The 241-nt window shown below is 49.4% G+C and carries 1 pseudogene; it reads right to left on the bottom strand.

Annotation, left to right across the window (positions count from 1 at the left end):
• A pseudogene (locus AAEZ03_RS28680) lies at positions 1–241 on the bottom strand (electron transfer flavoprotein subunit alpha/FixB family protein); the annotation flags it as partial.

The raw sequence follows: 241 nt of genomic DNA, 5'->3' as shown, positions 1-241 counted from the left end.
GGCCAATGCACGGCCACCAGAAACAACGATGCTTGCTGAGGTCAATTCAGGACGGTCAGATTTCGCCATTTCTTCATTCACAAAGCTTGCTTTACCAGACTCTTGCACGTTGTCAATCGTTTCGACGGTGGCTGAACCACCTTCGCTCGCGACTGGATCAAACGCGGTCGTACGTACCGTCAATACCACTTTATCTTCTGATGTTTTAACAGTCGCTGTTGCGTTGCCTGCATAGATAGGA

It is taken from the genome of Pseudomonas sp. HY2-MNA-CIBAN-0224 (genome assembly GCF_040310285.1).
GTDB classification, from domain to species: Bacteria; Pseudomonadota; Gammaproteobacteria; order Pseudomonadales; family Pseudomonadaceae; genus Aquipseudomonas; species Aquipseudomonas helleri.
The sequence above is the reverse complement of the archived record's forward strand: the minus strand, read 5'-3'. Positions and strand labels throughout refer to the sequence as shown.